We start from the raw sequence: 21,208 nt of genomic DNA, 5'->3' as shown, positions 1-21,208 counted from the left end.
GCCTATTCAAATAAATATCCTACTATCTTAATTCGCGTTCTTATGAAGAATTCCCTTTTTATATTCTCCCGGCGCCGACCAGATGAAAAAAAGGATCCCGATAGGTACGGGATCCTTTTTTGGTCTTGCTATAATATCCTGAAAATCAACGGAAACCTGTAATCCGTTCCTTCATAAGCCCTAATGGCAGCGATGATCGTGAATATAATTAATGCTATACCGATAACCGGCAATATCAAGAAACCAACCAAGACTAACGTGAGTAACCCGGCAACGATTGAATATATCGTGTAGGAAATGAAAAAATTCAAGTATTCCCTTCCATGATAATCCACAAATTGTGATGAGTCCTTTTTTATTAACCAAATCACTAAAGGACCGATAAATGCAGTGAAAAAGCTGATCACATATATAAGGGCAGCAAACACTCTTTCATCTTTAGTGGGCATAGTGTCTTCTCCTCCTCTCGTATATGAATAATTACGAATCAAATGAAAAATGGTTTCATTTTCTTTTCATTTTATTCGAAAAGACGCATGGGAGAGAACCTATTTTTCATAAATCCTTCATGAGGAAATATCAGGACATGTTCATCCAGTTCGTGCATAAAAATAACATAATGGATTGTCCGATATCTTCAGGAAAGGAGTGATGATTTTTGCTAAACGAATTCCAGGCCTTCATCCTTGGAATCATTCAAGGCCTGACTGAATTTTTACCTATTTCAAGCACCGGACATTTGTATTTGGGAAGACATTTATTCCATCTTGATGAGGCCGGCATTTTTCTCGATACCATGCTGCATATCGGAACATTGCTGGCATTATTGGTCGTCTATAAGCATGACATTCTTTCCATTTTGAAGAACCCTTTCTCCAAACTGACCTTGGTTCTCCTTGCCGGGACGATCCCTGCAGTGATTGCCGGCCTAGTACTCAGCGATTGGTTTGATGGCCTTTCAAAAACGGGCGTGACCATTGGTTGGGAATTTTTAGCGACCGGACTGATTTTATGGGTAGCGGACGGCATTAAAAAAGGAGGAAAATCCTTGAATGACATTTCCGTAAAAGATGCCTTGATCATTGGAACCTTCCAAGCTGCTGCGATCATGCCTGCGCTCTCGCGTTCAGGCCTTACGATTGCTGCTGGTCTCTTCTGCAGATTGGATAGGGCCACCGCCGCCTATTTTTCCTTTTTGCTTTCGATTCCTGCCATTACGGGTGGCATTGTATTCCAGATGAAACCAATCTTTACGGGAGAGGTTGAACGGCTTCCCATCACTGCCCTTTTTGTCGGAACCCTGGCTGCAGCCATCTTTGGTTATATCGCCGTGGTATGGATGATCGATTTCTTAAAGAAGCGATCGCTTAAAATATTTTCCATTTACGTATGGGCGCTTGGAGCAATCATTTTATTCATGCAATACACAGGAAAGTTTTAAGGAATGCATCCAAGTTTCCTTAAAAAAGCAGGCGGATAAATCAGTTTTTCAAGGTAAAAAACAAGCGTTTTCCTTCCAATTTCACCCTATAAAAAAAAGTTGGAATTTGACGAAAAAAAAAGGCAAAAAACCTATTCCCAAACCGAATTTTTTTTAGTATTATACCTTCGTAAGCTTCTTTAGATTCGCATAATTTCTGACAATAAAAATAGGGAAGGCAAATGGTGCGCCACCGGTTTCCGGTTCTAGTGGGTTCGATTCCCACCCCGAAATTTTTTGATGAACGACTTAAAAAATTTCGAGGGTGGGCAGCGACTACGCATAAGAACTGCCCTCAAACGGAGGGACGGAAATGTTAAAAAAGAGAGATTTCTCAGATTGTTTTTCTCTTTATGAACAAATGACGCATCCAGATGTCTTCCCTTTCGTGCGCCATAAAGTAGATTCATATGAAGAATATGTTTTCATTACTAAGCAAACGATCGAGGCAGAAGAATCCGGTGAACTCATTTCACGAACAATCCTGGACGAATGGGAGAACCCAATCGGTTGCATTTCTTTATACGATATTGAAAATGGTGCAGGTTTCTTAGGCACTTGGCTTGGCAAGTCTTATCATGGAAAAGGGTATAATGCCATCGCAAAAGACGCATTCTTTAAAGAGCTTTTCTTCGAGCTCGGCCTGGAAATGGTGTTCATGCGTATCCGCAAAAAAAATATCCGCTCGATTAAAGCCGCAGAAAAGCTTCCCTATGCCGTCAATGCCAACGATACAAGGAAGTCCCTTTATGATCAAATCAATCATGAAGGAGATATCTTCGATTTGTTTGAAATTCCTAAAGACCTATATACCTTGCATATCCTTAGGCAGCATGATGATGACGAACAGCAATTACTCGAAGCATAATCAACGGATCGGTTAATTTGTTAATGAATTTTCTTATCTTTTCATATAATGGGCGGGGGCTTCCAAAACTGGAAAGCTCTTTTTCCCGTTTACAACGGCTACACTGAAAAGAATATTGCATTTCCCTATTCTTTTTAGCGATATTTTTTTATAATGAATACAATTGACTAATTCTACAATATCTATTCAAAGCGCCATTGAAAGGATTTACTCATGAAAAAATTATTGGCTTTTACTGGGCAGCTTATCCTGCTGCTAATCATTTGCAAGCTCGGCTATTATTTAGCTGACATACTTCATTTACCGATTCCAGGCAATGTCATCGGCATGATTGTATTATTCATTCTGTTACAAACGAAGGTCCTAAAAGTCGAGTGGATCGAACTGGCTTCTGGATTTTTAGTGAAGCACCTCGCCTTTTTCTTCATTCCGATAACGATCAGTTTAATGACGATGGGATGGCTTTTCATTGAATTTGGCCTAGGGTTGGCGCTTTCCTTGGGAGTCAGCTTGATTTTTGGATTCATCGTTTCAGCTTGGACCGTTCAAAAGTTATCCCATCGAGGTGAGGTTAAGCAGCATGACAGCGCTCATCACAACTTATAGCATCTTACTAACCATCATAGCCTATATCATTGGAAGGAAAATATATGCCAAATATCCATCACCCTTTACCACACCTGTATTTTTCAGCACAATCACAATCATTCTCATCTTACTTGCCAGCGGTTTAAACTTTGAAGATTATACACCAGGAAAAAATATCATCACTTATTTCCTAGGTCCTGCCACCGTTGCCTTGGCTGTACCGCTATATAAAAATAGAAAGATAATCGTTAAACATGCCCTACCGGCGATAAGCGGCATGATCTTGGGCCTTATGGTCACCTTGATCATTGCCTTCACCATTGCACTTGCCTTTTCACTTCCGCCATTCATCCTTCAAGGATTGGCGGTTAAGTCGATTACCGTACCAATAGCGGTAGAAATCACCGAGCTTTATGGTGGTGATTCCAATATTTCAGCAGCTTTCGTTATCTTGACGGGTGTGCTCGGAACGATGATCGCCCCGAAAATGATGGATAAATTGAACATTACGTTGCCCTTTGCCCGCGGCATCGCATATGGAACCATCGCCCATGGACTTGGAACGGCTCAAGCGGCTCAGGAAAGCGAGTTTACCGGAGCTGTCGCAGGTGCGGCCATGGCGATTGCAGGTATCCTGATTTCCTGCTTCTTTCCCTTCATCAGTCATTTCCTGTAATTGCAAGAATAGCAAGAACCGCAACGCCTATGACGTTGCGGTTCTTTTATGATTGACCTTTTTTCAAGTCTTCGTATAAACGTCTTAGTACAAAAGTTTTGTACAGTTCGAGCTTCTTTTTCTCTATTGGGTGATAGCTAATCCCTCCGGCTTTTAATTGCTGGATGAACCACCCCTTGGAATATTCATAAGCCATACTGCCCCCTCCTCTGTTAAAGAAAAAGATATGCTTCAAGGAGAGGAATGATACTTATTTTTTGGCTGTCATGACTTCCAATAGTAAATCATACATTTCCTTAGCGGTCTTGAATGGCCGTTTTTGACGCATTTTCTCTTGATATACATCCGATTGATCGACCAAGTCTGCTAATGTGTCTTTGAATATCCGATCATTTAATTCTTCTTCTTGGATGACTTTACAAAACCCTTGCTTTTCAAAGCTGGATGCATTAAGGATTTGATCTCCGCGTGATGCATTGGCACTTAGAGGGATAAGTAACATCGGCTTTTGCAAACCAAGGAATTCAAAGATTGAATTGGAACCCGCCCTTGACACAACGACATCTGCAGCCGCCAAAAGGTCGAATAACTCCTCATGTACGAATTCGAACGGAGCGTATCCCGGTTGTTTCAATTCCGGTTTTACATGTCCTTTTCCACAAATGTGAATGATCTGGTACTCCTCTAATAAAGCATCAAGATTATCAGTGATCAGGTTATTGATTTTCACTGCCCCAAGGCTTCCGCCCATAACGAGCAACACCGGTTTTTTGCTTGTAAACCCGCAGAATGCCTTTCCAGCAGAAGCATTTCCCTTGAAAATCCCATCTCGCAATACGGCCCCAAGATACATCGCCTTATCTTGGGGAAGGCCTTTTTCGGTTTCCTGGAAGGTCGTGAAAATTTTTGATGCGAGTGGCATTGCAATCTTGTTCGCCAGACCAGGAGTATAATCCGATTCATGTATCGCAATCGGAATCCTCAGCATCCTCCCTGCCAAAACGACTGGAACGGAAACGAATCCACCTTTAGAGAAAATGAAATCGGGCTTTTCCTTTTTTAAAATTTTTCGCGCATCAAAAATCCCTTTAATGACCCTGAACGGATCTTTCATATTTTCAATGGAAAGGTAACGACGGAATTTCCCTACAGAAATCGTCTCATAACGGACCTCGGGAAATTCCTTTTCGATAATATTTTTTTCGATGCCTTTTTTTGATCCAATATAAGTAACATCCCAATCCTGCTTGAGAAATTCAGGGATGATTGCTGCATTAACAGATACATGACCGGCAGAACCGCCTCCGGTAAACACTATTTTCTTAGTCAATATTTCCACCTTCCAAACTTAAAAAATCACTTTGCATCCATATTACCATATATCCTTGCCATTAATAACTTGAAAAAGTATTTAAGTGAAGCGCACTTCCCTTAATCATCGATAATTTTTCCTTTTTCACTGTGGATATATTATAATCTTAGTATTCTACAATACTACAAGATACATTGGAGGAGTAATACATTGCAAGAAGTTTCTCAATCTCTCCATCAATTCGATGGAATCGAGGCCTGGACCGAATTAGGAATTTCAATCGGGATTTTTCTAATCTTTCTTCTGCTTCGGAAAGTATTTACTACATATATATTCAAATTCTTTCTTCGGATTGCCGAAAAACAAAAAATTCAATTTGCAGCCAACCTTATGCTCGCTTTGGAAAGGCCGGTAAGATGGCTTATTGTATTGATAGGCGTCATTATTTCCTTGCACTATTTTCCGATTGACTCTCCATCGGATGAACTCAAATCAAAAATTTATAGATCGTTTTTTGTTTTTCTATTCTTTTGGACGACGTTCAATATCAGTTCGATCATGACCCTCTTGTTTCCGAAGCTTGTTAGTAAATTTGGCCTTGAAGTTGACCAAATTGTTTTGCCGTTTTTCACAAAAATCATTAAATTGATCATCATCGCTTTCGGTGCATCCATCATTGCCGAGGAATGGGGATTTAATGTCGACGGATTCGTTGCAGGGCTTGGCTTGGGCGGATTAGCCTTCGCTCTTGCTGCCAAAGATACCGTCAGCAATTTCTTCGGAGGAATCGTCATCGTTACCGAGAAGCCATTCACCATAGGAGATTGGATCAAAACTCCAAGTGTGGAGGGCACAATCGAAGACATCACGTTCCGAAGCACAAAAGTGCGGACATTTGCACAGGCACTGGTAACCGTACCGAACGCTACCCTCTCGAATGAACCGATCATCAACTGGTCCAAGATGGGTAAACGCCAAATCGCCTTCCATTTGGGTGTGAACGTCACAACCCCAAAGGAAAAGCTCGAAAATGTCATAAAAGATATTGAGGCGATGTTAATCGATCACAAAGAAGTACATCCGGAAACGATTCTCGTTAAATTTGATGAATTCAGTCATTCCGGTTTCAATCTCTATCTTTATTTCTTCACTAACGCAACTGACTTTGGAGGATACTTATCCATCAAGGAAGATGTGAACTTCAAAATAATGGAGATACTCGAACAGGCAGATGTCCAAATCGCCATTCCTTCCCAAGCCTTCATTCTCCAAAAAGACTCAAACGTGGAAGCGATGAACGATTTTGAATCTATGCGCGACTAACAAACAGACTTGCCCTCAATTGGCAAGTCGCAGCTTATAAGCCAAAAGGTTTCGGAAGTCTCATTCCGGAACCTTTTGGCTTTTCCATTACTGTCTCTGAATGAATTGTACTCACTAAATAATTTAACTGAGCGAATTCGAGCAAGTGTGCGGGACTCCTGCAGAATCCCCGACCACTTATGGATAGGCAGAAACGCTCGATGTTCCAATTATCTATTTCGATGGGCAATGGGAGTTCCATATACGTAGGTACGCATAGTGGAATGGAACGCAAGGCAACGACACTCCTGCGGGAAATGCGTGTCTACGTGAGGCCCCGCAGGCTGAAAGCCGAGGAGGCTCACCGACCGCCTCTGGATAAGGGAGCGCCTGCAGTGCAATGTAACGTTCATTTTACAAATCGTCAAGACTATAGGAAATGTTTGTCTTCACGCACAGTGGAATGGAACGGAAGGTGCGACACTCCTGCGGGAAATGCGTGTCTACGTGAGACACCGCAGGCTCACCGACCGCCTGCGGAAAGCTAAGTGCCTACAGTGCAATGAAGCAGTCAGGTTTTAAAATACATTCAGAGGCTTGCCCTAAATCGGCAAGTCTTTTTATTGCTAAATAAACTTAAAAACATCACACCATTATGTGATATAATCTTTTCATTGTGTTTACAATTTCAAATCTGGATATAGAGGTACATCGATGAAACAGACTTATACGAAATCACAAAAGATCCGCCTATTATTTTATATATTAATTCCCATCCTGATCACTCAACTCAGCATGTATGCCATGACATTTTTTGATGTGATGATGTCTGGGCAGTACAGCACGCAAGACGTTGCCGGCGTGTCGATCGGCAGCTCCCTTTGGACCCCGGTCTACACCGGCCTCAGCGGGATATTGATCGCTTTGACGCCTGTCGTTTCACAGCTAATAGGTTCCGGAAAGTTCAAATCCGTTTCCTATTCCGTCATGCAGGCCGTTTATCTAGCAATCTCTTTAGCTTTGGTCATTTTACTTGTCGGAGCGTTTTCTTTGAATCCAATTTTGAATGCCATGAATCTGGAAGATAATGTTCATCGGGTTGCCCATGATTATTTAATAGCCCTTTCTCTCGGAATCATTCCTCTATTCGTTTATAACGCATTGAGGGCCTTCATAGATGCATTGGGCCAGACTAGGATTTCCATGATGATCACATTGGGTGCACTTCCGATAAACGTCCTATTCAATTATCTGTTCATATATGGAAAGTTCGGATTTCCTGAACTTGGTGGCGTCGGTTCCGGGTATGCCACGGCCATTACGTATTGGATCATTGCCCTTGTTGCCATCCTTGTGGTGGTGAAAATCAACCCTTTTTCCACTTATGACGTCTTTCGTGAATTTTTCCGGGTTTCCTTGAAAGAATGGCGCGCCTTATTATCGATTGGGGTCCCAATCGGATTGGCCATCTTTTTTGAAACAAGCATATTCTCAGCCGTTACCTTATTGATGAGCAAGTATGATACCGTCACAATAGCTTCACATCAGATTGCGATGAATTTTGCGTCCCTGCTCTATATGATGCCGCTCAGCATGTCTATGGCATTGACGATTGTCATCGGCTTTGAAATCGGTGCAGCCCGCTATAGAGATGCCAAGGAATACAGCTTGATTGGCATTACGCTCGCATTGATGATGTCACTCGTATTATCGGCGATCCTATTTTTCTTCCGGGAACCTGTTGCCTCTGCTTATACAAAAGATCATGCGGTCATGTTGTTGACATCTCATTTCTTAATATTTGCGATCTTCTTTCAGATTTCTGATGCCCTCCAGGCACCGATTCAAGGCATATTGCGTGGATATAAGGATGTGAATGTCACCTTTGCGATGTCCCTTTTGTCGTACTGGATTCTTGGGCTTCCAATAGGCTATATCTTTGCCAAGTTTACCGATATGGGCGCCTTTGGATATTGGATCGGCTTAATATCCGGTTTGGCTTTGGGAGCAATTGGATTAGCGGCTCGATTAAGGTTTATCCAGCAAGTAAAATATAAAAAAATGGCATGAAAATGCGTGAGGCTGGATTACCCGCCTCACGCATTTTTTCACACTGAAGATATTTTCCCGAGGACATCCTTTCCGCCAGTAACCGGTATGATGCTTCCGGTGATGAAATCGGATTTCTGATCACATAGGAACGAGATGACCCTGGCTATATCCTCCCCTGTACCCGGTCTGCCAATTGGCACCGTACGATCCTTTTTCTCTTTCGCAACCTTGATCTCTTGCTCCTTCCATTCACCGATGATATCGCCAGGACAGACCATATTCACGGTGATTCCAAATGCGGCTTCTTCCGCAGCCAATGTTCTCGTTAAGGAGGTCAATCCACTCTTTGCTGCAGCATATGCAGAGCGGTAAATCCAACCCGGTGCGGTTTCACAACGTTCAAAACCAAGTGTAATGACTCTTCCCCAGCCTCTTCTGCGCATGTGAGGAATAAGGTCCTTCGCAAGATAGAAAAATCCATTTAAATTACCGTCGATAATATATTTCCATTCTTCGCTGCTGTATTCATTCATCGGTTTCCGGTCATGCATATAAGGCCCTGCGTTATGAACGAAGATATCAACATGGCCAAAGCTCGCAATCACCTTCTCCATGATATCACGGCAATCTTCCTCACTTGCAGCATCACCTTGAATCGCGAGCGCCTTTACTTGGTGTGTTTTACGTAAATCATCCACCAAGGCTAAAGCGGCCTTGTGACTGTTTCGATAAGTAATGATGATGGACATTCCTTTTTCCGCTAGTGAAAATGCCACTCTTTTGCCGATTCCCGTTGCGCCTCCCGTAATAAAAGCTACTTTTTCATCCACAGGCCATCCCTCTTTGTCTAAAGGATTTTACTTAATTATACATAAGTTTTGCCCAATTTCTATAATTTAGTAATTGTTTGAATGAACCTCTAGGCTATTGACTGCATAAAATGCAATAAATAAACCTGTCAGTCCATAAGCAGGAGAGAGGAATTCAACATGTTTCCCTGGAATTCACTTTTTTCTTTTAAGAACAACCCGAACCAAAAGGACTTCATGAAAAATATGCAGCAAAGCGATGTGCAATCGTTCATCGAAAAGATGTTTTCACAAGTAATCCCTGACAATATGCAAGGCATGATGAACAATAATGATTTTGGCTCAAAAAAAGAACCTGCCCGAACAGAGCATCCAATGCATGCTGATGTATTCGAGACCCATTTATATGTATTTGTAAGGATTCCAATTGTTGATGAATCTTGGCTAAAGAAAATGAAACTTTACCATACCTCTAACCAATCGATCATCGAGGGGATTCCGGAAGCCTCCGATCGACACGTCATCACGCTGCCAGCACCTGTGAAGAAAAAAGGGGCATCGGCCCAATTTAAAGAATCGACATTGGAAATCCGCCTTCAAAAAAGCTTTAATACCCAGTATTCCGAAATTGATGTATCCGATATTTGATTTGGGAGCACACTTAGGAGTGGGTGCGGTTCCTGCGCTTTCGTGCCATCTTCGTTCCATCCGACTAACTGAAAGCACGATCATATTGAAAACCAATAGATATCGATTCAAAAAAAAGCACACCCCATTTCTAAGGGGTGTGCTCTTATATTAACCTACGCTCTATTATTTTCCGATGAATTGTTGAGTCCAGTAGTTACCAGATTCTACATAACCTACTCCAATGTGAGTAAAGCTAGAGTTCATGATGTTTTCACGGTGTCCTTGGCTGTTCATCCAAGCTTGTACCACTTCTTCTGGTGTTTTTTGACCTTGTGCGATGTTTTCTCCAGCTGATTTATAGCTGATTCCGAACTGTTTCATCATATCGAAAGGTGAGCCGTAAGTTGGGCTATTGTGATCAAAGTAGTTTTTATCTTTCATGTCTTGAGACTTGATACGAGCAACTTTGCTTAACTCATTGTCGACTTTAAGAGCAGACAAGCCTTGTTTTGCACGCTCTGCGTTCGTTAATTTAACCACTTGTTGTTCAAAAGCACTTAATTCAGAGTTTGTTTCAGTTTTCTCATTAGTAGGATTTTCTGGTTTAGCGTCTGGTTTTGCTTGGTTAGTCGTTCCATTTTGATTAGGTTTTTGTACTGGCTTTTGTACTGGCTTTTGTACTGGTTTTTGTACTGGTTTTTCTTGTGCTTGTACTTTAGCAGCAGGTAGTGTGATATTATACTTAGCTAGATATTGGTCAAGGACCTTTTGCATATCTTCTTGATTCATAGATTTATATGTTACTTGTTTAACCGTATCACAGTTAGCTGCTTCCGCTTGGTTAGCTCCTACTCCTGTGAATATAATTGCTGCAGCGGCTGCTGCTGACATGATCATTTTCTTTTTCATTCGTATTTCCTCCTGTGATGTTCGTTTTTTGTTGTTCTTGCTTCTGGAATTATCATAACATGCATTTTTTGTAATATATGCCCCATGAATTCCCAGACGGTTTACAGGTTACGAACGAGAAAAGATTTTTATCCACATTTCAGAGAAAGCAAGCGAAAAGGCTTAATCTATCTATGTTTTGATTAGTAGTATATATACTCATATTTTTCCAGACATTCCTTGTCAATGGTAGTTACATAGAACCATTTCCATTGAATACTAATAACTTTTAATTGACATATCATTTTCAAGCAAAATAGTATGACTTTCTTTACTGTTATGTTACAAATTTTTCGATACCGCTTCTCATTTTCCTTAAATAGGAAAACGAGTTTTAACATGAGTATTTTTAAATAAAAAGCATCGGATTGTCATTGACCTTTGCTTTCCACTGCATGAGCTCGCATAGCCAGAGGCGGTCCGTGATCCTCCTCAGGTTTTGCGGATACTCGTTTCCTAAGCAGGAGTCTCGCACACTTGCTCCATTCACTTTGCGTGAGAACAAAGATAGATTCTCCATTGCCTATGGTTTTTTGATTAGTACAATGTTCGTTCCATACCATTCAGTTTTAACATTAGATTGAAATTCGATTTCTTATAGTATTGGAGGATTTATACTTAGCTCGTTCCATTATGCGTGAAAACAGGTCAAAGCTTTTCCTTCATATATAGCTTTCAGAAGAAGCTAAATGTTTAAAGGTGTAACTAATCCTGTTATTGGCTATTAATTTGACTAGGGAGGTAACTCGACACCGGTTGAGCAAGTGATCTTGGTGTCCGATGAAGTTCGTATGACTGCCACAATCCAATTGAAAAATGAAAAAAGGCTTCGGAAGAAAAACCATTCCGATGCCTTTATGGTAGTAATTGCCGTTTCAATTCATATCTTCATCATTCATCTCGTCCATTTCCTTTTTTCCGTCATTTTGTTCAGGAGGAGTTGGTTTGCCGATGACGAATTCTTCCTTGGGCATGCTATGCATATCCCTTGCCGTTACGTGGGCATATACATAATAGGTGCCTTCTTCATCAAAGGTTTTTTCGATTTCATAAATGCCGTTTCCTTTATGTTTGGCCGCAACTTTGTCATGATCTTCACTATTTGCCAACCAAATTTCAAAACTGACATCATCCGCATCTTTCACCTTTTCATCCCCATACGTCACTTTAGCCCGAAACTTCACAGGCTCCTTCACTTCGCCCTGAATCGGATCGACAGCTAAGTCGACATTTAATATTTGTGGAATTTCCTCTTCCTTGCCACAGCCGGCCAACATAATGAACATCGTGCAAAATAACATGAGTTTTTTCATCTTGAACGTATCCCCTTTTTTTATGAAGTCCACTCTTCTTTTATTGTCGGAAGTGTGATTTTGACCTTTGTCCCGGTTTTTTCCTTGCTTTGGATTTCAATTTTGCCATGCTGCCATTCCACCATTTTTTTAACTATCGAAAGCCCAAGCCCTGACCCGCCATCAAAACGGCTGCGTGCTTTGTTCACCCGATAAAAACGATTCATTACATATGGCAGATCTGCTTTTGGAATTCCGGAGCCAGTATCAGAAACCGATAGCTCGCATTGTTCATTCTGCTGAATGAGGGTAATAGTGATGGATCCACCTGGATTCGTATATTGAATCGCATTATCGATAAGGTTATGCAGGATTTGCTCCATCCTTCCTTCATCTCCATATATAATCGGGTCCGGATCCAGCTCAAATATCAAGTCCAATTGCTTCTCTTTTATGATCGGTTCGTATTTAGCGAGGACATCTTCAATGAATTGGGCAAATGCTATCGGGGTTTTGCATAAATGGAATGAGTCGCCATCGACTTTCGATAGGTCCATCAAATCCCCTACAATCCGCTGCAGTCTTAGTGCTTCCCTTGAAATGAGCTGAAGGTATTTCCGTTCCTCTTCTTCATTCTTCACGACCCCATCCAATATGGCGTGCGTGTATCCCTTGACGTAACTAAGCGGCGTTCGGAGCTCATGGGCAACATTTTCAAGAAACTCTTTTTTTCTCTCTTCTTCCAAATGGATGGAATTGGCCATATCATTAAAGGCTTGTGCGAGCTTGCCGATTTCATCATGACTCTTCACTTGAAGCTGAATGTCATAATCCCCTTCCGAGACCCGATGGGCAGCAGACTCGATTTCCTTTATCGGACTAATCAGCTTCTTCAACCATTTCGTTGTAAAAAAAATCGCGATAATCAGGAATAACAGAATTGCCGCGAGCCATTTCACAGCAAATTCCTTCAGTAAGTCCGTAATCGAATTCACTGGAATATATGTATAGATGATACCCTCAAGGCGGTCGTCATCAATTAAGGGAATGATTGCCGCTACGATGTTCTTTTCAAACCTTTTTTCATACCCCTCTTTTTCGACCGCTTTTCCATGTAGAAGCATTTGCCTTTCTTCTTCGGAAATGAGCGTGTCATAATTGATTTCAAATGGGAGGCAGGCACTCAATTCCCTTGGATTGTTGACGACAAAGACCTCGCTTTCGTTCTTACTATTGAACCATTCCACCTTTTCCTTGAAGTCATCGCTGATTTCGCCACCGGAATAATCGGCCCCAAGCAATGAGGCTTCATGTACCAAATCTGTTTTAAGCTTCTCCACATACAGATTTTTATAATAATATTGTGAAAGGGAGTATGCGAACAGAACCGACAGGATGATGGCCGTGATGATGGTCAGCCATAGCTTAAAGGTGAGCGATTTCCAATTATAATTCATTTCTTTTCCTCAATCTTATAGCCGATTCCCCAGACGGTTTGAATATAGTCGGCCGTCCTTAATTTCATCCGCAGCGTTTTAATATGGGTATCCACCGTACGTAAGGATCCTCCATATTCCCCGCCCCAAACATTTTCAAGGAGTTGCTCCCGGCTGAGTGCCTGCCCTTTATGCCGCATAAGGAATAAAAGCAATTCGAACTCTTTCAAGGTTAGGTTGATTGGCGATCCTTGCACCAAAACCGTCCTCGACGGAATGTTCAAGCTGATTTTTCCGAATCGGACATAACTTTGATTTCCTTCTTTCATGGACAATTTCCCTGTCCTTCGTAATACAGCTTCAACTCTCGCGACCAATTCACCTGGATTGAACGGTTTAACGATGTAATCGTCTCCTCCGAGCTTCAACCCCTTCACTTTATCCCATTCCTCACCTTTCGCACTGACAAATATCACTGGGATATCCCACTTTTCCCGGATTTCTTCACAAACGGAGAAGCCGTCCATTCCCGGCATCATAATATCTAATAAAACCAAATCGACTTCCTGTGTTTCAACCTTGCTGATGGCTTCTTTTCCATTTTCAGCCTGAATGCATCGATATCCTGAGTTCAATAAATACATTTCGACTAGATTGCGCATATCCTCTTCATCATCTACGACTAAAATGGTGTAAACATGCATGTCATCTACTCCCTCAACAACAATTGAAATGGTCCTTCGCCTACTTTAATCGTTTGTTTAACATCGACTGTATTGGCATCCATCACATAAATTTCATCACTATCATACCCTGCTACAACCACGTCTTTCTTAAAGTTCGCCATTTCGAAAGGGTTGACGCCAACCACTTTCCTTTCCACTTCCTCATATTGCTTATTCAATTTATATAAGGAGCTTGTTCCATGGCTTAGGACATAAATGCCTTCGTCACTCTCCAGGAACTTTATCGGCATGGTGGGTGCCTTCAGCTTTTCCTTCAATTTTCCTGTTTTTGCCGAATATATGTACAGGTCTTCTTCCACGTGGTCCCCGTCACCGTGGCCACCTATCCAGATTTCATCTTTTTCTTCCCTTAATAATGTGCCCGTACTCGAGCTATGTATCGAAAATTCAAAATCGACCTTTTTCGTTCCGAGGTTGATCACGGTACATTTCGTATCACCAAAGTTGATGACATACAAACGGTTTGCTTTCTGCCCTTCAAGAACGGTCAATGGGCTTTTGCCAACCTTGACGATTTCCTGCTTTTCTCCTTCATCATTCAAAAAATATATCGAGTGGTCAGATTGATTGACGGCGACGATACTTTTTCCATCGTTCAGCAGCTGCATATTGACGATTCCTTTGCCGGTTTTCCAGCTCTTTATCCGCTTTCCAGCTGATAATGAGAATACCTGGACGTTCTCCATCTCCTTTCCGTAAAGGAGGATCGTGTCTTTATCTGCCAAAAGCAGGGCTCCGGTGAACGGTTCGGCAATATCCCATTCGGCAAAAGGGTGATAGTTTTCGTCCAAGAAGGTCAGCGAGGTGTCCTTGATATTGACTGTCGCTAAAAAAGCTTCATCTTTGTCTATTTTAGTGTATGGATGGCTTAAGTTACATCCAGTAAGAAATAAGACGATAAGCAAAAGATTAATGCCCCATTTCATATGTAAGCTCCTTATTCATGAAATATCTATTTTTGGAAATTTTAACAATGAATTGTGAAAAAAGTATGAAGCAGATAAGAAATTTTACTAACAAGCTTTTGCGGATCGGACTCATAGTCTTTCCAGTTCATCAATATAAACGATGATGAGAGCGTTTTTCTTATCTTCCGAAAGCGATGATTCCATTACTCGTTTAATACAAAGGTAAAACTTCTCGAGTGGAGGCTTGCGGGCACGCGGATGTGCATTTTCATCCAAAAGCTCCCGGCGGATGAGTTCCGATAATACATCCCCTCCTCCTCCATCAGTCACCTTGCGATTATTCCAAATGCTTAAATATGCTTGCAATAATGCTTCCTGCTTACCTGTATCCTTCATATTATCTCTTCCATCCCTTACTAATTTATACATATTACCTGTCAAGTTTGTAAAGACTATTTTACTAATACGGTACATGCTTTAAAAACCCTACAAAGGAGTGAGTACACTGTCTCAAGTATACCGCTGTCCGAATTGCCGGACAAATAAATCTCGCTTCAATCTCATTCAGCAAATACCGACACCCATTAAAAAGGACCCACAATCCGGAGAGATTGTTGAACAATATTCTAACGATGCTCTTCAACCTTTCCATCTAGCCTATAATGGTCCAGAGGTCCGGGTACAATGTGCTGCTTGCGGTTTAATTGAAGACGAAAAAACATTTGCAGCATTTGGCTTGCAACAATAAAAAACGGTCAGACCCCTAAATGGGTCTGACCGTTTTTTCAATCATTTCCCACAGACTTTTTTGCCCGATCTATGGCAATCGGAATGGCTTTCCCATCCTCATATCCTTCATCCAATAATGCATTTGCGATTTCTATTGCCTTTTCCCTGACCTCTTTATCTAGATTCTTCATTGAATCTGGATAATCGTTCTTATTCCATGGCATGTATACCGCCTCCTTGATAAGAAAGTCTGGTTTTAGAATTCCCTCTTTCAATCGGCGGTAAACATCTAGTGGGCCGCTTTCGCTTCCAAAGCTTCCAACTGAGCGATCATGATCTCCCTGTCCAGCTTTTCCCCGATGATGACGATATTCAATGGCATTTTCATCATTTCATTCATGTACATCGGCATTCCATAGGAGTATTGGAATAAGTGGGGATATTGTGAATGGGTAAAGGAAATGTATCCTTTCATTCGATAAACCGTTTCCGGAAGGGACCTAAGCCAATCTTCAAAATCAGTTAAGTTCACGGACCTTTCAAACGTATGAACGACAGCCGTTAAATGCAGATGATCGTGGACATCAAGTTTTTCATGTCCCTTATGCCGTTTTGTTTGCATCTGTTGTAACGACAACAAGGACACTGCTGCATACTCTGTCAATAAACAGACGGCATCGCTATTCAGTGCTTGTATCGAGTAAATGAGCTGAGCCGCCTCCATCTCGCTCACTAGATCCGCTTTATTCAACAATATGAAATCGGCATGATGAATTTGTTCAGCAAGCAACTGGCGCAGCTGCGGAGACAACTCCTCCCTATCGCGCCACCTCAATAGATCGACAACCGTTATGATTCCTTTATACACCAGCCTTTTAGCGAAAAGCGGGGACATGATGCCATCGAGTACTTCCACGGGATGCGCCGCACCTGTCGTTTCGATATAAACGGCATCCAGGTCGTTTTCGGTTAGCAGCTCATGAAGCTGGACCTCCAGCTTATCTTGAATGGTGCAGCAGATGCATCCGTCAAACAGCTCCTTCAGAGGCACTTCATCTCCAATCAGGCTGCTGTCTACCGATATGCTGCCAAGCTCATTTAAAAGCACGGCCACTTTTCTGCCCGCTTCACTTTCCTGTTTTAATATATTTCGTAGAAGCGTCGTTTTCCCGCTGCCGAGAAATCCGCCTAATATGTAGACTTCAGTTGTTTTCATTCACATCTGCTCCCATGATCCAATTATATTTACTTCCGTTAAATTTTATCATACTTATCCTGCATAAGCACTTGCCAAGACCAGATAAAAAAACCAGTACGCAAGCTGGTTTTAGAATGTAGAAAAATACGATTTTCATCGAGTTTTTTTATGAATGTGTACTATTTTAACGATGTTTTGTGTTGGTGTACTTAGCGTTGATTTCCACTACAGGCGCTCCCTTTCCGCGGGCGGTCCGGGATCCTCTTCGGCGCTTGCGCTCCCCTTAACCGCATTTCCCGCAGGAGTGTCGCACACCCGCTCCAATCCACTCAGTTTTAACAATTAGAAGGACTCCTTTAATCCACAGTTTTTGAGGTTTATATTTTAAATCGTCTACACTAAGTTAAATAGGTATATTAAGGTCAAGTAGGCTCAGAAAACATACGTTAAGCCGAACATTGACCAACGGATTTAAACAATAAATGACAACTATATCTAAATGTAAAACGACATCATTAGAGAGTACGACCTGACTACTTCCATAATGGATAAATGGATCAATCGTCAACGCAATTCAGGTTGGTTTAAAGAAAAAGACAATGTAACGCCTACTCAGGTGAAATTAGCTTAGGTATTGAAACAGGTAGAAATGAAGAATGATAGTTTAAAGCGGCCGTTGCTAGCCATGGGACGAAAGTATATATGATTTTAAACAATATTCGCCCATACGCGGAAGATTAAAAAAGTGGAACTCCAGAAATGCCAAGCTAAAACGGATGGAAACAAAGGAATGAGCTAAACCGCGGCTTCAGACAGTAAGAACAATAAAACCAGCCGATAGGCTGGTTTTACAGGATTGTTCATGCTTGAACTTCATCTTTATCGTAAATCGGCACCCACCCTGCTTTTGTAACGAAAATCCGGACAGCAACCGTTTTCCTATCTTCTGCCAACGTGAAATAGTGTCTTGTTGATTCTGGTACGCTAATTAGGTCTCCTGGGTTAAGCCGTACATCAAACCACCGTTCTTCGGTTCCTTCAATGGCAAAGATACTCGTTCCTCCTGCTATGAAACGCACTTCATCATCTTCATGATGGTGTTCCTGCTTAAAGTTTTCTAGCATTTGATCCAAATTCGGGGTAGCATCCGATAAGGTGATTATATCATTGGCTTTATACCCTCTTCTTTCGGAAATTTCCGTTATCTCCGTTTGGAACGCTGATAGAATTTCCTCCTTATCCGCATCCGTTAAATTGTATTTTTCGACTAGATGTGCCGGTAATTTCGATATATCCCATTGTTCATATATTACCCCTTGTGTTGCTAAAAAACTTTTTACCTGTTCACCGTTTTCAATAACCTCGTTTGTTTCATGAAATCTAATTGTCGCCATCCTTCATTCCTCCTCAATCTAGTTTTATCTTACAGAATGGATAATTGCCCGTTGTGATTTTAGCAGCAATTGATATTGAAATAAAAATTCACAAGCTTCCAATATCCTTTTTGCTTCGAGGCCGCTTTTGCCCCAAACCGTGATCCCATGATTGCGAATGAGCACCGCACCGGAATCTTCTTGAACATGCTGATTGAATTTCTCGGCTAACAGCGGAATGTCCGCATGATTATAGATGATTGGAATTTGGAATTCCGAATCCTCATCCCATCTCCCTGTCGCTTTAATGATTTCATGATTCCGAAAAGTTACGGAACCTTCACCTCCGTACAATTCGGACACTACATTATTTTCGACTGTATGGACATGAAGCACGCAATTCGCTTTGGTTTTTCCGTAAATGACGGTATGAAGTAATGTTTCAGCTGATGGCCTTAGCTCCGTCTCTTCGACGGGGCTTCCTTTTAAATCCACCAATAAAAAATCGGAATCAGATTGCTTTCGCTTATCCTTACCGCTTGCCGTAATATAAAAGGTTGGACTATCGGTCTCGCGGATTGAAAGGTTTCCGCTTGTTCCCATAAACCAATCCCGTTCGGCCAGTTCTGCTTTGATTTCCGCTAGCTCCCGCCACTCCTTCGTATCGGTGTTCACGCTTTTACCTCCTCACGCTGCTTTAAAATATCCAATACATCATAGAACGTTTCAAACCCCTGATGCGGCAGCCCTTCACTTATGCATTTCTCGAGCAATATATCACGGGCTATGACAAAACCCGCCTGTTTTGCCGCTTCAAAATCAGTCACGGAATCGCCAATCACATACGTGAAGTCATCCGCACCTGCTATTTGCCTCATAATCGATGGCTTACAGCAGCCGCACTCATTACCGCATTGATCATCACAAGCATATGGCCACTCGATATAAATCTTTTGCTTATCAAAGTGGGCATTGTTACAAAAGACAGCACCTGTGGGAAAGATGTCATTTAATAGCGGATCAATGAAAAAATCCATGCCTCCGCTTACGATATATAAAGGAATTCCAGCTTGTTTCGCATACTCTACGAAATCACGGAACCCAGGCCGTATTTGTGCTGTCTCCTTCACAAATTGGATGATATCCGCCTTCAAGCCACTATCAAGCAGGGAAAACATTTCTCCGACCCCGGAGGATATACTGATTTTTTGCTGAAGTACGTCATCCTTCAACTTTTCCCATTCAGGGGGAGCGAATTTTTTCATAATGGAGATGATATTGTCCGTGTTCGTTATCGTTCCGTCGAAATCACAAAAAATGATCGGTTTCATCAGTCTTACAGGCCTCCCCATAACACCAGCGCTTTTTTGAGAGCTTCTTCATTTGCTGCCGCCTCAGATAAGTCCTTTCCGGCAAGAACAGCTTCCACAGCAGAACGGAAAGCTCTGGCCCCGCCCTGTGCTCCGTCAGGATGTCCGTGGATTCCGCCTCCGGCATTGATGACACTGTCCAGTCCAAAATCCTTGATCAAGGCGGGGACCATCCCTGGATGAATACCTGCTGAAGGAACCGGGAAGGCTTTTTTCCACGAATGTTCTTCTTTTGTCAGAGCCTTTGCAATCGCTAGTGTCTCCTCTTTTTCAAGTGCGACATTTCCATAAGGGGATGGGAATAAGGACAAATCTGCACCCGAAAGTCTTACTAATTTACCTAGCAATAAGGAATAACCAATCCCATAAAAGGACGAAGACGCCAAAGCTCCGCTAAATGCGGGATGTGCCATGATCGGTAGCTTAATATGATCATGTTCCCTCAAGGCCTGCAATACATCCAAACCATATGTATGAACATTGAACAGTAAAGCATCTGCCCCCGCTTCTGCTGCTTGCTCTGCCTTATCCAATAATTCAAACGTTTTCCCTGATAGATTGACAGCATAAACGGTTCGATGGCCAGTCGTTTCATAGACTTCATTCAAGATCCTTTTACCGGTTTTAATTCGATCAATAAATGGAGTCTGTGCCTGGTCGAAGAGAATCTCATCATCTTTTACAAGATCGACACCTCCTAATGCTTGTTGCTTCAGTTGCTCATTATGAAACGGTAAATCCCGTCCTAACACACCTTTAAAAATGCTCATCACCAACGGTCGATTATATACGTCAATCTTCTCCCTTATGCCTGCAATGCCAAATTGCGGACCAGGAAAAGCCTTGTGAATATCCCCGATAAAATCCAAGTCGATCAGTTTAATTTCACCGTCCAAAGACAGTTTTCCGAAGACCGTCGTGAGGATTGCGGGTAAATCGTTAGAGAAATTCCCTGCTGGATAAGCAATTTTAATCCATGAACGATATACCTTACGATCAAAGTAGCGGTTTGCCCTTTCTTCTTCAGCTAATGGTGTCACCGAGACGACACGTCCCTTATGTTTTTCCAGCTGCTTTTGAACCAATTGGGGCAGGTCCGTCCAAGTTCCCACAGTCAAACCTAATGCAATGCTTTCTGCTTTTTTCTCATGATTTCCATCAAAATCATGAATTAAATAAGTTGCGATTATCTCGCTCATCTGTTTCACTCCTATAACACGTTAATAAACTCTCGAGGTCATTGCCTTTACATTTCGAAATGGCAAAAGCCCCTTCATCATGAAGAGGCTTTAAAAAGCCATCTTCTTATCTCCCAGCCAATCGGCTGCAAGAATTAGCACCGTGCCTTGTGGATTAAAAAGAAAATCCGGCGATAAATAACGCCCCATTTTACAATGGAATTACGGTCGGTTGCTGGGCTTCATCGGGCTAGTCCCTCCACCTGCTCAAAATAAGAAAACGCTGATATATTGTTATATTCAAGTATCAAAA

Annotated in this window: 23 protein-coding genes, 1 pseudogene and 1 riboswitch; of the genes and pseudogenes, 8 read left to right on the top strand and 16 right to left on the bottom strand. The window is 41.9% G+C overall.

Annotation, left to right across the window (positions count from 1 at the left end; translation table 11 throughout):
- Positions 1-128: 128 nt before the first annotated feature.
- A complete protein-coding gene (locus ASU00_RS07275; RefSeq protein ID WP_057912793.1) occupies positions 129-449 on the bottom strand; it encodes a DUF4870 domain-containing protein in 321 nt (106 codons plus the stop codon).
- A 209-nt stretch (positions 450-658) separates the two neighbouring features.
- On the opposite strand from ASU00_RS07275, the gene ASU00_RS07265 reads away from it, so the two are divergent.
- From ASU00_RS07265 to ASU00_RS07250, 4 genes are all read left to right on the top strand, one after another.
- On the top strand, positions 659-1,441 hold the full coding sequence (locus ASU00_RS07265) for an undecaprenyl-diphosphate phosphatase (RefSeq protein ID WP_057912791.1): 783 nt from the start codon (positions 659-661) through the stop codon (positions 1,439-1,441).
- 352 nt (positions 1,442-1,793) lie between these two features.
- Positions 1,794-2,348: a GNAT family N-acetyltransferase gene (locus ASU00_RS07260; RefSeq protein WP_057912790.1), complete on the top strand. Its 555-nt coding sequence runs from the start codon at positions 1,794-1,796 to the stop codon at positions 2,346-2,348.
- Positions 2,349-2,561: 213 nt separating this feature from the next.
- Positions 2,562-2,954, top strand: a complete 393-nt coding sequence (locus ASU00_RS07255) for a CidA/LrgA family protein (protein ID WP_057912789.1) — start codon at positions 2,562-2,564, stop codon at positions 2,952-2,954.
- Entirely contained in the window at positions 2,929-3,612 is a 684-nt protein-coding gene (locus tag ASU00_RS07250) for an LrgB family protein (RefSeq protein WP_082630190.1), read from the top strand. Before ASU00_RS07255 ends, ASU00_RS07250 begins: the two co-directional genes overlap by 26 nt.
- 46 nt (positions 3,613-3,658) lie before the next feature.
- Here ASU00_RS07250 and ASU00_RS24400 read toward each other — a convergent pair whose 3' ends face one another.
- Together ASU00_RS24400 and ASU00_RS07245 are read right to left on the bottom strand one after the other, a co-directional pair.
- Positions 3,659-3,808 carry a DUF2639 domain-containing protein gene (locus ASU00_RS24400; RefSeq protein WP_082630189.1) on the bottom strand — a complete coding sequence of 50 codons (150 nt, stop codon included), beginning with the start codon at positions 3,806-3,808 and terminating at the stop codon, positions 3,659-3,661.
- A 54-nt stretch (positions 3,809-3,862) separates the two neighbouring features.
- A complete protein-coding gene (locus ASU00_RS07245; RefSeq protein ID WP_330219524.1) occupies positions 3,863-4,951 on the bottom strand; it encodes an undecaprenyldiphospho-muramoylpentapeptide beta-N-acetylglucosaminyltransferase in 1,089 nt (362 codons plus the stop codon).
- A gap of 183 nt (positions 4,952-5,134) precedes the next feature.
- Between ASU00_RS07245 and ASU00_RS07240 the strand changes: the two genes are divergently transcribed.
- Together ASU00_RS07240 and ASU00_RS07235 are read left to right on the top strand one after the other, a co-directional pair.
- Positions 5,135-6,247, top strand: coding sequence for a mechanosensitive ion channel family protein (locus tag ASU00_RS07240; protein ID WP_236712628.1), 1,113 nt, complete (start codon positions 5,135-5,137; stop codon positions 6,245-6,247).
- Between the two features lie 693 nt (positions 6,248-6,940).
- Entirely contained in the window at positions 6,941-8,296 is a 1,356-nt protein-coding gene (locus tag ASU00_RS07235; RefSeq protein WP_057912787.1) for an MATE family efflux transporter, read from the top strand.
- Positions 8,297-8,334: 38 nt separating this feature from the next.
- Here the strand turns inward: ASU00_RS07235 and ASU00_RS07230 are convergent, their stop codons facing one another.
- Positions 8,335-9,108: an SDR family oxidoreductase gene (locus ASU00_RS07230; protein ID WP_057912786.1), complete on the bottom strand. Its 774-nt coding sequence runs from the start codon at positions 9,106-9,108 to the stop codon at positions 8,335-8,337.
- 159 nt (positions 9,109-9,267) lie between these two features.
- Here ASU00_RS07230 and ASU00_RS07225 point away from each other — a divergent pair, with 159 nt between their 5' ends.
- Positions 9,268-9,735, top strand: coding sequence for a hypothetical protein (locus ASU00_RS07225; RefSeq protein ID WP_057912785.1), 468 nt, complete (start codon positions 9,268-9,270; stop codon positions 9,733-9,735).
- Positions 9,736-9,900: 165 nt separating this feature from the next.
- On the opposite strand, the gene ASU00_RS07220 is transcribed toward ASU00_RS07225, so the two are convergent.
- From ASU00_RS07220 to ASU00_RS07195, 6 genes are all read right to left on the bottom strand, one after another.
- Positions 9,901-10,626 carry a CAP domain-containing protein gene (locus ASU00_RS07220; protein ID WP_057912784.1) on the bottom strand — a complete coding sequence of 242 codons (726 nt, stop codon included), beginning with the start codon at positions 10,624-10,626 and terminating at the stop codon, positions 9,901-9,903.
- Positions 10,627-11,540: 914 nt separating this feature from the next.
- Complete coding sequence (locus tag ASU00_RS07215) at positions 11,541-11,978, bottom strand: FixH family protein (RefSeq protein WP_057912783.1); 438 nt, start codon at positions 11,976-11,978, stop codon at positions 11,541-11,543.
- A 20-nt stretch (positions 11,979-11,998) separates the two neighbouring features.
- On the bottom strand, positions 11,999-13,414 hold the full coding sequence (locus tag ASU00_RS07210) for a sensor histidine kinase (RefSeq protein ID WP_057912782.1): 1,416 nt from the start codon (positions 13,412-13,414) through the stop codon (positions 11,999-12,001).
- Positions 13,411-14,097: a response regulator transcription factor gene (locus ASU00_RS07205; protein ID WP_057912781.1), complete on the bottom strand. Its 687-nt coding sequence runs from the start codon at positions 14,095-14,097 to the stop codon at positions 13,411-13,413. Before ASU00_RS07205 ends, ASU00_RS07210 begins: the two co-directional genes overlap by 4 nt.
- A gap of 5 nt (positions 14,098-14,102) precedes the next feature.
- On the bottom strand, positions 14,103-15,065 hold the full coding sequence (locus ASU00_RS07200) for a YncE family protein (RefSeq protein WP_057912780.1): 963 nt from the start codon (positions 15,063-15,065) through the stop codon (positions 14,103-14,105).
- Between the two features lie 111 nt (positions 15,066-15,176).
- Positions 15,177-15,521, bottom strand: a complete 345-nt coding sequence (locus ASU00_RS07195) for a hypothetical protein (protein WP_236712626.1) — start codon at positions 15,519-15,521, stop codon at positions 15,177-15,179.
- Between the two features lie 31 nt (positions 15,522-15,552).
- Here ASU00_RS07195 and ASU00_RS26060 point away from each other — a divergent pair, with 31 nt between their 5' ends.
- A complete protein-coding gene (locus ASU00_RS26060) occupies positions 15,553-15,795 on the top strand; it encodes a DNA alkylation repair protein (RefSeq protein WP_082630208.1) in 243 nt (80 codons plus the stop codon).
- 43 nt (positions 15,796-15,838) lie between these two features.
- Here ASU00_RS26060 and ASU00_RS25670 read toward each other — a convergent pair.
- The 6 genes and pseudogenes from ASU00_RS25670 to mtnW form a co-directional block, all read right to left on the bottom strand.
- Positions 15,839-16,000, bottom strand: a pseudogene (locus tag ASU00_RS25670) (DUF2188 domain-containing protein); the annotation flags it as partial.
- Positions 16,001-16,065: 65 nt separating this feature from the next.
- Positions 16,066-16,992 carry a CobW family GTP-binding protein gene (locus ASU00_RS07190; RefSeq protein WP_057912778.1) on the bottom strand — a complete coding sequence of 309 codons (927 nt, stop codon included), beginning with the start codon at positions 16,990-16,992 and terminating at the stop codon, positions 16,066-16,068.
- 842 nt (positions 16,993-17,834) lie between these two features.
- Positions 17,835-18,368 carry a cupin domain-containing protein gene (locus ASU00_RS07185; RefSeq protein WP_057912777.1) on the bottom strand — a complete coding sequence of 178 codons (534 nt, stop codon included), beginning with the start codon at positions 18,366-18,368 and terminating at the stop codon, positions 17,835-17,837.
- A gap of 24 nt (positions 18,369-18,392) precedes the next feature.
- The gene (locus tag ASU00_RS07180) at positions 18,393-19,022 is read right to left on the bottom strand and encodes a methylthioribulose 1-phosphate dehydratase (protein ID WP_057912776.1); all 630 of its coding nucleotides are present in this window, start codon (positions 19,020-19,022) and stop codon (positions 18,393-18,395) included.
- Positions 19,019-19,678, bottom strand: coding sequence for a 2-hydroxy-3-keto-5-methylthiopentenyl-1-phosphate phosphatase (locus tag ASU00_RS07175; RefSeq protein WP_236712625.1), 660 nt, complete (start codon positions 19,676-19,678; stop codon positions 19,019-19,021). Before ASU00_RS07175 ends, ASU00_RS07180 begins: the two co-directional genes overlap by 4 nt.
- A 5-nt stretch (positions 19,679-19,683) precedes the next feature.
- Complete coding sequence (gene mtnW, locus ASU00_RS07170) at positions 19,684-20,916, bottom strand: 2,3-diketo-5-methylthiopentyl-1-phosphate enolase (RefSeq protein ID WP_057912774.1); 1,233 nt, start codon at positions 20,914-20,916, stop codon at positions 19,684-19,686.
- Between the two features lie 103 nt (positions 20,917-21,019).
- A riboswitch (SAM riboswitch) is annotated at positions 21,020-21,174 on the bottom strand.
- Between the last annotated feature and the right edge of the window lie 34 nt (positions 21,175-21,208).

This window comes from Peribacillus muralis, assembly GCF_001439925.1.
In the GTDB taxonomy this organism is placed as follows: domain Bacteria; phylum Bacillota; class Bacilli; order Bacillales; family DSM-1321; genus Peribacillus; species Peribacillus muralis.
This window is presented reverse-complemented; position numbering and strand designations above follow the sequence as displayed.

What these genes read in the sequence shown, in the direction of transcription:
- ASU00_RS07250 (WP_082630190.1), top strand. Translation starts at nt 2,929, where the DNA reads ATGACAGCGCTCATCACAACTTATAGCATCTTACTAACCATCATAGCC.
- ASU00_RS07215 (WP_057912783.1), bottom strand. Translation starts at nt 11,978, where the DNA reads ATGAAAAAACTCATGTTATTTTGCACGATGTTCATTATGTTGGCCGGC.
- ASU00_RS07200 (WP_057912780.1), bottom strand. Translation starts at nt 15,065, where the DNA reads ATGAAATGGGGCATTAATCTTTTGCTTATCGTCTTATTTCTTACTGGA.
- ASU00_RS07210 (WP_057912782.1), bottom strand. Translation starts at nt 13,414, where the DNA reads ATGAATTATAATTGGAAATCGCTCACCTTTAAGCTATGGCTGACCATC.
- ASU00_RS07260 (WP_057912790.1), top strand. Translation starts at nt 1,794, where the DNA reads ATGTTAAAAAAGAGAGATTTCTCAGATTGTTTTTCTCTTTATGAACAA.
- ASU00_RS24400 (WP_082630189.1), bottom strand. Translation starts at nt 3,808, where the DNA reads ATGGCTTATGAATATTCCAAGGGGTGGTTCATCCAGCAATTAAAAGCC.
- ASU00_RS07220 (WP_057912784.1), bottom strand. Translation starts at nt 10,626, where the DNA reads ATGAAAAAGAAAATGATCATGTCAGCAGCAGCCGCTGCAGCAATTATA.
- ASU00_RS07175 (WP_236712625.1), bottom strand. Translation starts at nt 19,678, where the DNA reads ATGAAACCGATCATTTTTTGTGATTTCGACGGAACGATAACGAACACG.
- ASU00_RS07190 (WP_057912778.1), bottom strand. Translation starts at nt 16,992, where the DNA reads ATGAAAACAACTGAAGTCTACATATTAGGCGGATTTCTCGGCAGCGGG.
- ASU00_RS07225 (WP_057912785.1), top strand. Translation starts at nt 9,268, where the DNA reads ATGTTTCCCTGGAATTCACTTTTTTCTTTTAAGAACAACCCGAACCAA.
- ASU00_RS07275 (WP_057912793.1), bottom strand. Translation starts at nt 449, where the DNA reads ATGCCCACTAAAGATGAAAGAGTGTTTGCTGCCCTTATATATGTGATC.
- ASU00_RS07185 (WP_057912777.1), bottom strand. Translation starts at nt 18,368, where the DNA reads ATGGCGACAATTAGATTTCATGAAACAAACGAGGTTATTGAAAACGGT.
- ASU00_RS07195 (WP_236712626.1), bottom strand. Translation starts at nt 15,521, where the DNA reads ATGTACCGTATTAGTAAAATAGTCTTTACAAACTTGACAGGTAATATG.
- ASU00_RS07205 (WP_057912781.1), bottom strand. Translation starts at nt 14,097, where the DNA reads ATGCATGTTTACACCATTTTAGTCGTAGATGATGAAGAGGATATGCGC.
- ASU00_RS07235 (WP_057912787.1), top strand. Translation starts at nt 6,941, where the DNA reads ATGAAACAGACTTATACGAAATCACAAAAGATCCGCCTATTATTTTAT.
- ASU00_RS07255 (WP_057912789.1), top strand. Translation starts at nt 2,562, where the DNA reads ATGAAAAAATTATTGGCTTTTACTGGGCAGCTTATCCTGCTGCTAATC.
- mtnW (WP_057912774.1), bottom strand. Translation starts at nt 20,916, where the DNA reads ATGAGCGAGATAATCGCAACTTATTTAATTCATGATTTTGATGGAAAT.